At 51.1% G+C, this 15,911-nt stretch carries 10 protein-coding genes; all 10 read right to left on the reverse strand.

The window, feature by feature from the left end:
* Window positions 1–130: 130 nt before the first annotated feature.
* The 10 genes from MKY42_RS18445 to MKY42_RS18490 all read right to left on the reverse strand — a co-directional run bounded on the left by MKY42_RS18445 (window position 131) and on the right by MKY42_RS18490 (window position 15,891).
* A complete protein-coding gene (locus MKY42_RS18445; RefSeq protein WP_339843829.1) occupies window positions 131–2,467 on the reverse strand; it encodes a helix-turn-helix domain-containing protein in 2,337 nt (778 codons plus the stop codon).
* 331 nt (window positions 2,468–2,798) lie between these two features.
* Window positions 2,799–4,496 carry an RICIN domain-containing protein gene (locus tag MKY42_RS18450; RefSeq protein WP_339843831.1) on the reverse strand — a complete coding sequence of 566 codons (1,698 nt, stop codon included), beginning with the start codon at window positions 4,494–4,496 and terminating at the stop codon, window positions 2,799–2,801.
* Between the two features lie 104 nt (window positions 4,497–4,600).
* The gene (locus tag MKY42_RS18455) at window positions 4,601–5,545 is read right to left on the reverse strand and encodes a carbohydrate ABC transporter permease (protein WP_339843833.1); all 945 of its coding nucleotides are present in this window, start codon (window positions 5,543–5,545) and stop codon (window positions 4,601–4,603) included.
* Window positions 5,546–5,562: 17 nt separating this feature from the next.
* Window positions 5,563–6,465 carry a sugar ABC transporter permease gene (locus tag MKY42_RS18460; protein ID WP_339852990.1) on the reverse strand — a complete coding sequence of 301 codons (903 nt, stop codon included), beginning with the start codon at window positions 6,463–6,465 and terminating at the stop codon, window positions 5,563–5,565.
* Entirely contained in the window at window positions 6,462–9,032 is a 2,571-nt protein-coding gene (locus MKY42_RS18465) for a DUF5696 domain-containing protein (RefSeq protein ID WP_339843835.1), read from the reverse strand. The genes MKY42_RS18460 and MKY42_RS18465 overlap by 4 nt, the downstream gene beginning before the upstream one ends.
* 15 nt (window positions 9,033–9,047) lie before the next feature.
* On the reverse strand, window positions 9,048–9,683 hold the full coding sequence (locus tag MKY42_RS18470; protein ID WP_339843837.1) for a Yip1 family protein: 636 nt from the start codon (window positions 9,681–9,683) through the stop codon (window positions 9,048–9,050).
* Window positions 9,667–11,130, reverse strand: coding sequence for an SMP-30/gluconolactonase/LRE family protein (locus tag MKY42_RS18475; RefSeq protein ID WP_090899350.1), 1,464 nt, complete (start codon window positions 11,128–11,130; stop codon window positions 9,667–9,669). Before MKY42_RS18475 ends, MKY42_RS18470 begins: the two co-directional genes overlap by 17 nt.
* 15 nt (window positions 11,131–11,145) lie before the next feature.
* On the reverse strand, window positions 11,146–12,021 hold the full coding sequence (locus MKY42_RS18480; RefSeq protein ID WP_090899353.1) for a carbohydrate ABC transporter permease: 876 nt from the start codon (window positions 12,019–12,021) through the stop codon (window positions 11,146–11,148).
* 2 nt (window positions 12,022–12,023) lie between these two features.
* Window positions 12,024–12,980 (reverse strand): sugar ABC transporter permease, encoded by a 957-nt coding sequence (locus MKY42_RS18485; protein ID WP_090899355.1) that lies wholly within the window; start codon window positions 12,978–12,980, stop codon window positions 12,024–12,026.
* 19 nt (window positions 12,981–12,999) lie between these two features.
* A complete protein-coding gene (locus tag MKY42_RS18490; RefSeq protein WP_339843840.1) occupies window positions 13,000–15,891 on the reverse strand; it encodes an extracellular solute-binding protein in 2,892 nt (963 codons plus the stop codon).
* Window positions 15,892–15,911 lie beyond the last annotated feature (20 nt).

The following is a 15,911-nucleotide window of genomic DNA, read 5'->3' on the forward strand; positions in this document are numbered from 1 at the left end:
CCCCTTTTTTTGTTAGCGCTTTCTTGATCGTAATCATAAGATTGCGCGTCCCGGCTCGTAAAGGTACACTTGGACCGATGGGGTACGATTCCAGTTTTTATCGACGGATAGCCTTGTTACTACCCCATTCTCAGCTTCGCCCTCCGTGATCTTCGATCTGCCGGAACGCGCTCGGCGACACCCCCCGAACCCGCTTGAACGCTCTGCGGAACGAATGCGCGCTGTTGTATCCGGCTTGTACTGCAATTTCATCAACCGTCTGACTGCTTTCCCGCAGCAGCTCTGCCGCCTTGTTAATCCGAACCAGTTCGACATACTCCGAAAGATTCTCTCCGGTATGTTCTTTGAACAGCTGCGAGATATACTTTTCCGGCTTGCCGATCTGTTCCGCAATCCGGTACAGCGTCAAGCTCGCATCGTCGTACCTCGACTGGATATAACGGATAATTCCGTTCACAATGTCCGCATGCATGTCGGATTTCTTCCGCTGTACGTCCAGACAGATGTCTTGTGTCAGCTGATTGAATTTATCCCGAAGCACAGCAACGCTATCTGTTGTCAATACGGCAGCTACCCGGCTTTTGAATTGCTCGATGAGTGATTCGTCCAGCAATATTTTGGGCTCGGCCACCTTCAGAAATGTTCCTTTCAGCTCCATGATGAACTGCTGCGTCATGTCATACGACAGCTCCCGCTCCTCAAAGTTCCGGCTGAACAGTTGGTCCAGAATACGGCTGGATTCCTCGAATTCACCCGCCTTGAGCGTATTCAGCAGCCGCTGCTCGGACTCGATCGGATAATAATACATCTCTGTTTCTTTCACAGCATCCTCGAATCGCACCATGTTCTCCGATCCAATATGAATGGCGTATTCAAGTGCTTGCCTCGCTTCATTGAACGAGCGGCCGATGTCGTTCCATACGTGATACGGAGAACCCATCCCGATCCTGGTTGATACCCGGTAATCCCGGTACACGGAAGCGATCAGGCTTTGCAGTTCGGCTTCGAACATACCCAAGGTTTCCTCTGTGTGCTCATGCTCTCCAGGGACTGAATGCACAAAAGCGATCTGATCCGTCCCCCAATCGGTGACCAGAACATCAGAATCCCAATCAATCAGGGCCTGCCTTACGATTAATCTGGCAATGCTCAGCTCCTGAATAATCTCCCCGCTGTCGGGTCTTCCATAACCGTCTACCTTCACAATGCCTACGAAGCCCTGGCTGCTGCGAAGGGATACGCCTGTCTGGGAAGAGACAGCCTCGAGCTCGCCCGTTGTGTAGAACTCGCCCGTCAGAAGGCGTTTGATAAACCCGTCGCGTAGCAGCGGAAGCTGCTCGTTCAATGCGGTCTCCAGCAGATGATTGTTCGTAATCAGGCTGGTGATGTTGCTCGCCAGAAAATCGTACTCGTTGCGGATCTTACCGGGTAATTCGATATCCTGCTCCCGGAACACGGACAGGAGTCGGTGAATCGGCGCGCTGTTTCGGTAAGCCAGCAAAAGCCCGATCAACAGCCCAAGCCCGAGTGTTGCCAGTGTAAAGGTAAAGGTAACCTGTTTGACCCGGTCTGCTGTGACCATGAGCGCACTCTCGGGAATGCCAGCGGCATAGTTCCAGCCGTTCAGATCCGACTTAATGGAAATGAGCAGACGACCATTGCCCATAGGCGTGACTTTATCGTGCTTGTTGGCAGGCATGTCTTTCAATCGTTCTGCCTCCGCTCCATCGATGCCACGCGAGAATATAATGTTCCCCTCCGAATCCGTCACCAGCGTCCAACCGCCATACTGTTCCACGATATTTTGCGTCAGACCGGCCATCTGGTCCTCATCAATCATGACGCCAATCGTAGCCTGCGGTTTATTGAAGCTGTTCAGCGGAAGAGATTGCAGAAACGTGATCGCTGGAGCGTCGACAAGAACGTTATTGCGAATCTCCCGCTTGTAGTTTCGAAGCGGCATGATCTCGTTCAAATGCGGTTTCTTCAAAATATGCTCGCGCCATTCCTCAAACGTCATGCCTTCAAGTTGATTCGCGGCGTAGTAATGCTCAGGTCGGTAAAAAACGGTCGTGGGCGTGATGATGACATTGTAGTTCGGAATGTAAATAAAAAAATGGGACAGATAGTCGTTCGTGCTGCTGTACATGGACAGGCTGCGCTGCATGCGTCCCACGCCGTAAACATTGTTCGAATCCAGCGGCTTGGGATCGGCAATCAGGCGGTACAAATCCTGGTTGATTGCAAGCTGCCTCGTGAAGGCCTCTACCTGCAGGAGGTTTCGTTCAATAATTTCCTTTCCCAGATTCAATGATTTCAGACTGTTTTCGATAGAGCTTGTCCTGGCCACTTCAATCGATGCCTTGTAAGAGGCATAGCCTGCGATCTGGGGAATCATCAGAATGATAAAGTAGGAAATCATAAATCTGCGGAATACCGGTGAAAATTTGGACCATAAACGCTTCATATGTACCCTCCCTTTTTATAGTAAGCGTTTACAAATACAGTAATATGATGATACGCCTTGCATTAGGGCCTGGGGTAGGTACACCTTCTTCCTTAGCGTACAATTGCGGATTTATCGTTATCATACCTTTTTTATGATACAAATGGTTTTATTCATCTCTATTCATCTCTCTTCTGGTTCATATACAGACTGATATAAACGCAAAAAAAGCATGAATGAAAAGGGATGGTTACCTTTGTCACTCACGCTTGTCCTTATATCACCGTGTGGCAAATAACAGGGGACATCCTGTCCGTTAATAAATGACGGTTCAGGGTGCTCCTGCATTCTCTTAGTTTACGGCGACAAATTTCCATTGCTGGTTGGTTGCGTTTGTAAAATCGTTTTGCTGCAATTTGGCACCGTCTGCCGTTGAGGAACCTGTGACCTCAACAGCCTTGTTACTGTTTACGTTTATAATACTCCAGTATCCATTGCCCAGATCATTGATTTTGAAGTGCTGTGCAGTGGTATTCAAATTGCTCATGAGCTGAACTGCCTCTCCGTTGTTGCTGGTCCCATTACGGATATCGATCACCTTATCCGGCGAATTCACGCTCGTCAAACTGTAAATTCCATTAGCAATCTGGGTCAGGACCCACTTTTGAGGGTTGCCACCCAGATCCGACCATTGCTGAAGCTGCAAATTGTTCTCATTTACCCCACCCGGGACATCGATAACTTTGCCAGAATGTCTGGCCACAATCTTGTATGTCGCTCCCGGTGTCAATCCGGTTGATGGAGTGCCACCATTTGGATAAGACTGTGCGCGTTCATAGAACCAATTAAACAAAAAACGTCCCATTGCACTCCGTGAAGCATCACCGTCCCATTTCAAGCCTGCCGTTGGATCGGCAAAGGAGCTTCGTTCCCCGGCATCCAAAATGAATCCGTTCATATGTGCTGCAATACTGACATTGCCTGCCGCGTTGAAAATGGTCTTTGTATTGTTGCCAAAGCCTTCATTGCTGCCATTGAACAGATTCCAGTATTCGGAATCGCCTGCTTTCTTTTTGAACCACGTGACTTCGGTGATGTTAATCGGATATTTATCAGCCGCAGCCTTCACATTCGTATTCCACTGATCTTGCAGAATCGACATGTTGTCATACGCTCCGTACCCCGGATACCAGTGAACGGCATAACCGTAATTGTTCAACGGGTCTGTCAAAGGATGGCTTGCTGTAAGACTGTAGAATTGGTTATATCCCAAACCAGCGGCCCAGATGACATTATCCGCGCCTTGGCTGCGGATGGTTGAGATGATGGAGTTCTGGAAATTGCGCAGATCATTCCAGTGGTCCACGAAGTCGTTCTCGCCGTTGTAGCCGCCCCAATGACCGTTAGCGTAAGATTTAACCGGCTCATTGATCAGCTCGAAGTGTACGTTGTCTGCGCTTTTAATTTCCGGGCGAGAAGCGAGATAACCCCAGATTTGATTGAACTTTTGCAGATTGGCTGCGGTCGTAGCTTGATCATCCTTCAATGTGAAGTCAAGTCCGAGTGTAACATAGACGCCTTTCGTTTTTGCATATTGGATATATGGGATAATGACGTTCTGCGTTACCGTTTGTACACCGGCAAAATTGTAAGTACCTGCTGCTACATCGCCCATATCCTCGCGGTCGATAAACAAACGAATCTGATTCATGTTCCAGCCGTGGCTGCTTCCGTATTTCGGGCTGGTGCTCGTAAATGTATCGGTAATGTCCTTGAGATAAGCCAGCGTTGCGGCATGGCGATTGTTGCCGTTTCGAGTGAGATAATAGTTGCTGTTCTGGTAAGTCCAATAGGCGCCAGATGGCTGATGCCACCCACTCAGCAAGACTGGCTGGTTACTGCTGTTGACCAGATTTTTCCCACTGACATGAAGCTTGCCCATGGGCATGCCAACCCACGCGTCCGCGCGACCCGACCCGAGTGGCGTGATGGACAGCAGCAAGGCCAGAATGATCATCAATTTACAGTAATTCAACATCTTTTTCAACATAATCCCTCCTGAGCTTGAATGGTGAAACGTGAAAACAGACGGCATCACCTCCTTCACTGGACTGTATGGGACTCTCCCTTGATGCCCCTTCCGATGGAGAAGCATCATCCAACGATGCCCGTGCGTTCAACGCTCTCCACAAAGTAACGCTGTACAAACAAGTAAATGATAATTAAAGGCAAGATGGCCAGTAAAATACCTGTATCCTGTATCATGCTTAGATAAAAAGGATCGGCTTTGGATGCACCGTCGCTGACCTGCTGGGCCAGATTATACGGCAGCGAGGACAGCTGGGTTGACATCACTTTGCTGGATGTCAGGTAGGTTGTCGTATAGAAGCTGTCATTCCATTGCCACACGAAGGAAAATAACAGCACGGTCACAATGGAGGGGATCGCATTGGGCAGCATGATGCGTACAAAGGTGCGGCTGATGCCAGCACCATCAACGTAAGCCGCTTCCTCCACTTCCTTGGGAATGCCTCTGAAAAACTGGCGGAAGATGAAAATATACAGCCCTGCTTTGAGCGAATTGGCGGTTATGGCTGTCAGGATAAACGGCCAGTACGTATTCAGCAGATTTACGGGCTTGCCGGCGATCAATGTCATCAGCCCCATCAGATCAAAGCTCTTCAAGTTTAGGTACACCGGAATCAAGATGGTCGTTGGCGGAACCAGAATGGTCAAGATGACTCCGGCAAACAACAGATTGCTTCCTTTGAATTTCAAGCGGGCAAACCCATATCCGGCGAGTGCGCAGGAAAGCGTCGTCAAAATGGTCGTAGTGGCAGACAGTGCAAACGTATTGAGCAGCGTGGCCCAATAATCCATGACACGAATGGCCTGCTTGAAATTGTCGATGGAGAAGTTTTGCGGAACCCAGACCACGACAGCCGAATACAGGTCGCTCTTATCCTTAATGGATGTCGATATTTTCTGAAATATCGGGAACAGGATCACGAAGGAGAGCCCGGTAATCAGCGTGAACCGCACAACAGACCACAGCCAGCTCTTCCACTGCTCAAGCGACAACAGCCTTGATATCATCAATCCGAACAACCTCCTTTCTAATCTTGATAGAAGACACGTTTGGAGAAAATAAGCGATACCACGATCAGAATAACGGCAATCGCCACGAAGTAGACCCACGCCATGGCTGAGCTCAGTCCAAAATCAAATTTGACAAAGCCCGTATCTCGAATCAGCGTAGTCATGGCATTGCTGGCAAAGGAATCGACGATGGTATAGATCACATTAACGAAAATAAGCGGGCTGACCATGGGGAACGTAATTTTCCAAAAAGCTTCATATCCCGTGGCTCCTTCCATTTTGGATGCCTCGTACAGCTGGGGCGAAATGGTTTGGATGCCTGCCAAAAAGATAAGAATCTGCACGCCAGATTGACTGACGATCTGATAAATGCGGTCAACCGCGCCGCTCAGATACATGACTACCCACTCGCTTAACCCTGCGTCCAGCATCAGGTTTTCGATTTCAAAGGTACCCAGAGCGCTGCCACCCGTACTGCTCTGGTTAACAGCCTCGATCAGACTGGTGCTTTCCAGCGCCATGATGACGCCTGATGCCAAAATCACCGGCAGGAAAAAGATAGACCGCGCTATGGCCCGCCCCGGAAACTTCTGATTGAGAATGACGGCAAGGAACAGGCTGAATATGACGATCAGCGGCACATTCACGAGCACATCCGTTATGGATTCGATCAGCGCCCGGTTGAAGCTGGTATTGACCGTCAGCGCCTGAATATAGTTGGCGAGACCTGTGAACTGGATGGATATACCCTGCGCGTTCGCCTGGATTGAGCTCAGACTGTAACGCAGGGAAGCCAGCAGCGGAACAAAAAAGAACAGGACAAAACCGATAAGCCAGGGAAGTACATAGATCACTCCCCAGGCCGCCTTCTGCTGGGCATAGGTCCGACGCCCCCACTTCCATTTCAGTAGCGCTTTCAGAGCTGCTCACCACCTGTCACGTAACTTTTCGCTTCCACAGTTCGGCCAGCTGCCTGCACCTGGAAATCGTTATAATTCACCAGAGCGAAGCCTCCGTTTTCGTATGTCGTTTGAAATACGCCTTCAGCCAGCTTTTCGTGTGCTACCATGTTCAGCCCGGCGAATCGACGATTGGCCTCATTGACCTCTTCATACATCTCGGCTGCCAGGTCCAACCACTGCTCATAATGGGCGGCGTACAGATCATCGTAATCCGTTTCCTTCACGATATGGTTCGGCGCGTTGAACCAGGTGAAATAGGGACTTGCTCCATACTCAACAAGCTTCAGAACATATTGTCTCGCATCGGTATACGTTGACAGATTGTAGGCAGCTCCGGTGTAGCTGATGCCACCGTGAACAACCAGCTGGAAGAACGGAATCTCTTCATCCTCCAGCTTGAAGCGGCTGCTGGACATCGGCGCATCTGTGAGACCCGTCACGTACGGCAGCGCATACGCATTACCGCCTTCGGCGACCACTGGCATCCCCTGCTGATTAATCTGCTTCAATGCCTCCGTGACAGCTGCTTGTGCTCCGGTGCGATCCAGCAGCTTTTTCGGATTCATATCGCTGTTCAGCTGCTCGGCCAGATCACGCAGGGACAATCCGCCTGCCTCATATGGCTTAATCGCTTTTAGCATGTCTTCTGTTACGTTACCCAGCAGGTTCGGAGAAAGGATATAAGCCGGTTGTCGATCCCGGTCACGCCGCTGTCTTGCCGGGTCCATCGGATATAGAACCGCTGGCTCCTGCGTGAGCGTTCGGGAAGCTTCTGAGGAAGGCTTGAAGCCGTTCTTCGCATGTACGTTGAGGACCGCTACATCAGGATAAAAAACGATCCCGGCCTCACGGGCATAGTCGCTAAACGCCTGCATGCCTTTTCGTCCTCCAACCGCCCCGTCCACCTTGATGGAATCCGGCAGCCGATGAAGGAGTCCTCCGTTGAACCAGCCCGCGTAGCGCACCTGAATGTTGGATACATGTTTTTCCTGGAGCTCGGACAAGATTTGCTTCGCCTCGTCAAACGTGGTCAACGCCTCATTCGATTCGTAAGGTATGCCCAACAGGTGTTTTTTGGTGGTCATACTGCCGGCAAGCTTCAGGTAAAACGGAATGTCCTTTTCTCCCTCAGCCGTTTGCTTCGCAGGAAGGCCGTCTGTCCGGGTTAAATAGTCCCGATACAGGGAGGCAAGACCGGAATAGGAGGCCTGCTCTGCTCCCGCAAAGGCGTAACGAACGACAAAATCGGATACCGTTGGCTTCTTTTGAAACTTGGGCAATGTCCGTACCATGTCGCTCGCCTGAAGCGTCACATCGCTTTTGTTCACAACGTAAAAGCTCGGATACACATTGTTGTAGCTGTTCAGCTTGCCGCTGATATCCGCATTAACCACCGCTGTAGCTGCACCTTCCTCGATGATGCCCAGGAACGCACCGCCCTTGCGAATCAGTCCGAAGACCGGCATCCTGGCCTTTTCCTCAGTCGAGTCCACTTCACGAAGTTTCATCGTCAGGTCCGGTCCATACACGTCCTGCTGATAGGCGGGATATTGAACCTTGCCATTATTGAAATGAATGAGCGCTCCTGAACCATCGGGTACAAACAGGGAGCCTTCATCATCCGCTGCACCAGCACCGAAATAATCCAGCACGGATATGCTGTTGATTGGGTATTGTTCCGGAAAATGAATGCCAGATGCCGGCACGCGTACGACCAGTGCTTCGTCATCCAGCCCGTATTCGATGGATAACATAAACATGCGTGGTCCACTTTTTTCCTGCTCAATGCCATGCTCGGCATTGTCCAGTTGAAGGTCCTCGGGCGTGTAACCAGCTGTCTCGAAAGCCTTGAGTGCACGCGTTAGCTGAAGTCCCTGCATCGCCTTGTCGATTCGGATATAAATGCCTTCGTCCTTGTCCTCCGCATAGCCGACCTTCAAGGCACGCTGCCCGGCCTTATCGAGCGCGGCAAGCAGCTTCTGCTCGAAGCGTTCCTTGCTGATTTTCACAGGCAGATCCTCTATGGAGCTCTCATTGCTGCCAAACTGGTAGTTCACCCTTACGCCGTTTGGCAATGCTTCGTAGCTGATCTGCTGGTGGGCTACACTATCCGTATAGGAGTTAACCGAGCCGCTCTGTCCAAGACTGTTATAAAAGCTGAGCTTGGCCTGTGAAGACAGCAGGTCCTTGTTGATTCCCGCCGCAAGCGTATCCAGATTGCGCTCTTCCGGATTGCTGCGCCAGATCTGCCCGCTTTGCTTGTGAATTACCGCAATCTCGGCTGTCTCTTCCTGGATGAACAGCTGCAGCGCTTCATTCTGGGCAAGCCCGATCATGCCAGGCAGACGTGTATCATTGAAGGATGAGGCCAGCTTCTCCCCGGGCGGCAGCGCAGGCACTTCCGCTGGTTCATCCGAGTTCGCAGACATCCTGGCTTCAGGCATGGAAGCGGTCTGACACCCGCCAAGAAGCAGGCCGAATACGAGCAGGATCGCGATCATTTTTTTAGCCACGTACAAATTCATCTCCATTCTCCTTCCTTAGCCCCGGAGTACAAGTTCCTGATAGATGGTGGCTGCAAAGGACACAATCTGCTGCACCAGACTGAAGAACAGCAGGCAGAGAAATGCCATGAAGGCCATGGCAACCAGCGTCAGAAGCATGGTCAGCACCGTTTTGGCGGGTGTATATTGATGCACCGTCATATTGCCGACAAATAACAGGTATACCGTCCAGGCCGTGGCAGCCATGTTAAAGAAATAATAAAAGGCGGTTTCCTGCCCGGAAATGATCAGGCTGAGCCAAATCCATGGAAACTGAATCAAAATCAGTGGAACCAGTGCAAAACATGTGGACATGAAAATTTCCGAGAATTTGCCCTCTCCGTCCATCAGCGTGGTCAGTGACCAGTTTGCTGTACACCAGAACAGCACCGGAACAATGACATAGACGATTTCCAGCAGGCTGTTCAATCGTTTCGGGTTGTTAAAATTGACTAGGAATCCGCTGTACTGGGCCTGAAGGATCGTTGTTACCGTTAACAAAACCAAAATAGCCAAAGCAATCATGAGCGTTGTTCTCTGATTTCGCTCGTATTTCAGCTCCCAATACCCGTCAAACGGATGAAAAATAAGATGCAGCGGATATTGGATCAGCTGTCTACTTGATGCCTGCATTTGTTGTCCCCCTTCTCTGTCTGCGAACGATGGTCACGGTTACCAGCACGGCAACAATCAGAAACAGTCCGGACATGATCCATGAGAAATGCTCGCGGAGCAGCTCTTTGCGAAACAGGAGAAACGCTTTGGAATACCCTTCCCGCTCCATGCTTCGCTTAAAATATTGCGCAGATTGCGCATAATCCTTCTGGCGCAGCAGCGCTTTTCCGATGCCTGCGTAGGCATATTCAAGATTGGCATTCATATCGGCAGCTTTTGCAAAACTTGCCGCTGAGCCCTCCTCGTCTCCATTAAAATAACTTCGAACCGCTTCATGCAGTGTGCGTCCATATTCTGTCGTTTGAAACACGGTAATCTCGCCTAGTGCTTTGTCCAACACTAGCATTCGTTCTCCCGCACGCTCTAGCGAAACTGGGGTATTGAATTGGCCCAACCGGTTTCCAATGCCTCCGAACATGTGGAGCAGATATCCATCTCCGTTATAGGTAAACACCCGCCCCATCTTGGCATCAAGCACGGAATACATATCGCTGTCCCCTACGTCCACATCAACCAGCCGGGAAGGACCTTTCTCATTGGTGTACAACAAATCCCCCTGCGGCGGATAGTAACCTTCCCTTCTCAGGATGTCCGCACCCTGCGCATTCAGTTTCTTGATCGGCAATCCCTTCAAGTCCCCACTCGTTGCATAAATGAAACCTTCTTCGTCAATGTCCATATTGGTGAACTCGGTTGGTGTGAACATGACCATTTGGCTGCGCTGCTGACGGGTTGCGAATCGTTTCCAGAGATACTCCACCGGGTCAACCGAGACTCTATTGGCTCCGATAAAGGAGGCAAAGGACCCGTCGGAATTAAACTCCATGAAGCCGTCAAAAACACCTTCCGCCATGACGTAAATCCGTTCGCCTTTATCCATAACAACCCGGAGCGGCTTGAATTGAAAATCCGCCTTCAGCAGGTCGGATTGCGGCTGCTCCACAATTTTGATTAACTGCCCCTGCTCATCCAGATGAACCACCCGCTGATGTTCCGAATCCGCAACGAGCAGCTGCCCATTGTCTGATACGTACAATCCCTGGGGATTTTTGAAATAATCCTTCTGTCCATCATGATCAAATGAATCGATAACCCGTATCAGCTTCAATTCCCGGTCCAGCTCGACGATTCGGCTGTTGCCCGAATCCAGCACGTAAACCCGCTCATCGGCTGTGACATGCATGTCGTTTGGTTCTTTGAATGTGCCAATCTTCAGCTCGGTGCCCGTCACTATTCGGGTTGCCTCATACGCAGCAGGAGAGCGAACCGCTTCTCCCCAGTAGGAGTAGTTGTACGCATCCGTCTGACCATCGGCAAATGCCGTTGCCGCTGCATTTCCCAAGCACAGGAGGCAGGCAAGGCCCATGGTGAGCCATCCGCATTTTTTCCACATGTTTTTCAATATGTCGCTGCCCCCCTTCTACTCTTTCATACCGGAAGTTGCCATCGTCTGCATGACACTGCTCTGGGAGATGATGAACAGGACGATCGGCACGATCATGAGCAGAAGCGCTACCGCAGCGCCGACACCTGCACGGGCAATTCCTCCCTGGGTAATCTGACTGAGCGCATAATGCAGCGTTTTCAGATTTTCACTGTAAATGAAGCTTCCGCCATCGGTCCCCCACAGCGCCGGAAACTGCAAAATCATAAGCGTGAGCCAGGCTGGCTTCACGTTAGGCATTACGATACTCCAGAATATCCGGTATTCGTTGGCCCCGTCGATTTTTGCAGCCTCCAGCAGCGCATCCGGTATTTGCTCCATGAACTGCTTCATCAGGAAGAGTCCCAGGGAAAAGGCGAGTGAAGGCACAATAATGGAGGCATGTGTGTTGATCCATCCTAGCCAGGACATCACCATGTAGTTCGGAATCGCCGTGACGTGTGGTGAGAACATCAGGGACAGGATGACGATGGTAAACAGCACCTTTGAACCGGGAAACCGGTATTTGGCCAGCGGGTACGCTGCTGCGGAAGCCAGCAGGATATGGCCTGCCGTTCCAAGCAGCGTAATAATCAGCGTATTGGCAATGTATCTGGATAGAGGAACCCATGAGTTGCCCATCAGATTGATCAGGTCCGCGAAATTTTCCATTGTCGGATTGTTCACCCAGAAGCGCGGCGGAAAAATAAACAGCTCATCCAGTGGTTTAAAGGCGTTGTTAACCGTATAGATCAGCGGCAATACCATGAATGACCCGAACAGAGCCAGCAGTGCAAACAGCATCAGGCTGACGGTAAATGACCGATTCAGTTTTCTGGACATGCCGAAGACGGCGCGTACCTTGCTGGTCATTGTCATTCACCTATCTTTCTCAGCATTTTTTGTGTCAAAATGTTCGTTCCGAGCATCATGGCGAACAAAACGGTCGCAATGGCGGACGCATATCCCATCTCAAACCGAATGGTGCCATAATCCATCAGATGTGTTACGACGGTATGTGCCGCATAATTGACGCTGGGAAAACCAGCCAGCGCGATGGAGATTTCGGCTACGGCGAACGAGGCAGTAATCTGCATAACGGCGCCGAACATAAGCTGCGGTCTCATAGAAGGCAGTGTAATGTACCATAGCTCCTGCCAGCGGTTCTTGATACCATCCACAGTACCCGCTTCAACCAGCGATCGGTCGATCGTCTGGAGGCCCGCAATGAAGGCGAGGAAGCTCGTGCCAAGGCTGAGCCACAGCTGTACGAGGATGACAATCGCCAGCACGTACTTCTCGTTTGCAAGCCACAGGATCGGCTCCAGAATAACGCCGAGGCGCATCAGAAAACCGTTCATGTATCCATAGCTGTCTCCAGAAAAAATGATCAGCCAGATGAAAAAAACGTTGCCTGAAATGGAAGGCGCATAGAACACAAGTGTCATGACGGCCCGAATTTTGGGCGACAACTCGTTGATGATCCACGCAAACAAAAAGCAGGCAATATAGCTGACAGGACCCGTAATAACGGCAAACAGCAGCGTATTTTTAAGAGCGATCAAAAAAACATCGTCGTTCAGGAACAGCCGCGAATAATTTTGCCAGCCGACAAATCGGGGCAGCTCCAGCATGTTGAAATGAAAAAAACTGAGGCCAAGCGAGAGGCCGACCGGAATGACCGTAAACAAGAAAAAGATCAGCATAAACGGTGCCATCAGTACGTAATAATGTCTGCTTAGGTACAAATCCCTTTTCAAAAGGGACCACCTGCTCGCCTGCCTGGCGTTAATGGCAGGCGCAGCGGGTGCCTTGGTGGTTTCTGCTTGCAACCGTTACCCTCCCTTCCTTCTACTTCAGATTGAATTCCTTGCGCTTGAGCTCGATTTCATCGTCAATGTACAGGACGTAGTCAGACAAGGCTTCGCGCGGATTTTCGTTCGCATTGACCACCTTGCGGAACGCGTTGTCGAGATGCCGGCCCGTAAAATATCCGCCGGGTACCTGGGGAATGCCCTTTACCCATTCCCACTGCTGCTCCAGGTTTTGATAATCCTTGACCGGCCAGGGCAGCTGCTCCAATGCTTCGATATTAGCAGTTGGATAACGCGCCGCGGCCCCCATCAGTCCCTCCATTTCCCTGCCATATTCAATCTGGGTCTGCTTGTCGGTCCACCATTTCATGAACGACCATGCAGCCTCCTTGTTCTTCGCGTTTTGCAGCATCATGACCGCACTTGTCGTGCTTGCAACCTCATGTCTTACAGAACCGTCCGCCAGCTGCGTGCCCGGAACGATGGTGAAATCCCACAGATTGCGGATCTCGGGAGCCATAACGGTCAACATGTTGTAGGTTGTGTAATCTGCAATGCCAAGCGGCATCTCCCCGGTACGGAAACGGTTTGGAAAATCAGCTTTAAGCGGAAATTTGTAATTGGTATAAAATTGCGTCCACCGCTTGAACGCATCCATGGAAATTTCCGAATCCAGCGCGCTCTCCTTTTGATCTTCCGAATAGAACTCGCCATCGTTCTGATATAAGAGCATGGCGAAGGTTGCGTTGGGTATCATGTTGGCATTGTTTGTTGTATCCTCGATTGGCAAATAGAACTCCATATTGTGCTTTTGCAGCACCGAGATGGCATTATACACGTCCTGCCATGTTTTGGGCGGCTCGAGGCCAAGCTCGTTCAGGACATCCTTGCGATAGAACAGCATTGGAAAATGCTGCTGCTCTGGAAGAGCATAGACCCCATTGTTATAGCGGTAAGGCGTCAGTCCACTCTCCCGAAATCGGTTTGCAACCTGCTCAAAGTCCGGGAATCCGCTCAGGTCGGCTGCCGCATTACGCATCGCGTAATTGACCGGAATATCCTCGCCCATCTGCATCGCTACATCCGGGCCTTCTCCAGCCAGCGTCGCAGGCAGCAGGATATTGGGCGGAACAAGTCGCAGCTGCACGGAAATATCCGTTTCCGGTGTGAAGGATTCATCAATCAGACCTTTCAGCACCTGAGCCTGGTCACGTCCGGTCGTAATCCATACCGTGATGGAATCCTTTTTCAGCTCCGTGTTGCCGATGCTGTCATAATCCTCGGTATAGGAAGCGACATAGGCACCCACTTCGTGCTTCATTTGCTGCAGCAGAGTAGCCCCGGCCTCTGGCAGCTTCTGATCCGGTGAGGCCACCAGGAGGTAATCCAGTGCAATAGGCTGTTCACGAACGGATAGAATCCATGTTCCCAACCCGCCCACATTGATCTTGAAGGTATCCAGACGTTTGGGCACCGTTTCCGGTCTTGCCGCCATATCCTCCAGCTGGACGACCATCGCATGCAGCACAGCTACCTTGTCGCTTTGCTCACCTGTTGCCTGCTCCAAATAGTTGGCAACCGAACGGAGGATGCCTGCCTGCCGCTTGAATACCTCGGTCATCTCGGGAATGCGCTGTTCAAGCTGGTAATCCCTCAAAGGATCAGGCTTGTTGGATGTAATCATCAAAATTTTGCGGTACATTTCATTAAGATCCAGCACGCTGGATTCCACCGTTCGCAGCAGCGGAGCGATATCCCCCAACGTAACCGTCATTCGCAAGCGATGTGTTCCTTTTGAGAGCCGGAACAGGTAAGGCTCGCTTTCGCCCAGTACCCGTGTCTGCCATTCGGGGCTGTAGGTAAAGCGAATACGTTCCACTTCCTTAAATGGAACCTTGCCGTCAATCATCAGGCTTCGTGTCGCATACACACCGCGAAGCTGGTCCTGCTTCACCTTGAGCGCAATCTGGTACAGGCCATCCTCCGGCACGTCTACATCCCATTCGATCCATTCGCCGGGCAGCTTCCAGTTGGTGCCTCCAATAGCATTGATCCGGATTTTGGATACATCGTAGGGCTCGAGGGAAGGACTCGACCGATCCGAGATCGGTGCAAGGGTTGGTGACGATTTACTCACCGCCTGTTCTCCCTGTACCTTGAGCATGACAGCTTCAGCCGGCTTCAATCCGGCCGATGCATAAGCGGTCTGCAGCTCTGCGTAAGACGGAATGTTCTCTTCCTGGTACAGCTCGATATAATCGATCGCCATGCTTTCGCGCAGCGAGGTCAGTGACAGCTTTTGTTTTCCCTTTTCAAAATAAAACTGGTACGGCTCCTCGAAGTAACCGGCGCTGTCCTTGAAGGCGGCAAGCTGCCAAACGGGCTTCTCCACCTGCCGTGGCCTGAGATCATTGCCGCGATCATCCCTTCGCACGCTGTCTTCCCGGTTCCCCCATGCCCTGTCAAATAACAGCACATCGGCTCCCCTGAAAGGAACCTCACCGTTAAGGGTCAGCTTCCGTTCAATGCCGGAGCTTTTGCCCGTGACAGAATAATAATGAATGCGGATCTGGTATAAACCGCTCGCCTGTACAGGGACTTCCCAGCTGATAGTGCCAGCTTCCGGGGTGATGACCGCTTTCCCGTCCAGTCCGGCATATCCATCGACAGTCTCGAACTCACCGTCGGCAGCGTGAATGAAGGATTCTCCTTCGATTCGCACAGCCTGCTCCGGCTTGGCTGCATCTGTGTAATTGGAAAGGTAATGCTCATAGCTGCGTGGGTCGTCTGTACCTGATACGGCTTCAAAATCCTCGCGCGCCTGAGCTATACCCGGACCGCGATCCCGCGCAGGGTAAATGCTCCATATGGAGAAGATCAACGCAATGACGAGCAGCAGGATCAGTCCTTTTTTCTTTCGTGACCGCATGTTCCAAAATGTCCCCCTTC

The sequence above is a fragment of the Paenibacillus sp. FSL W7-1088 genome (assembly GCF_037969855.1).
Classification (GTDB): Bacteria; Bacillota; Bacilli; order Paenibacillales; family Paenibacillaceae; genus Paenibacillus.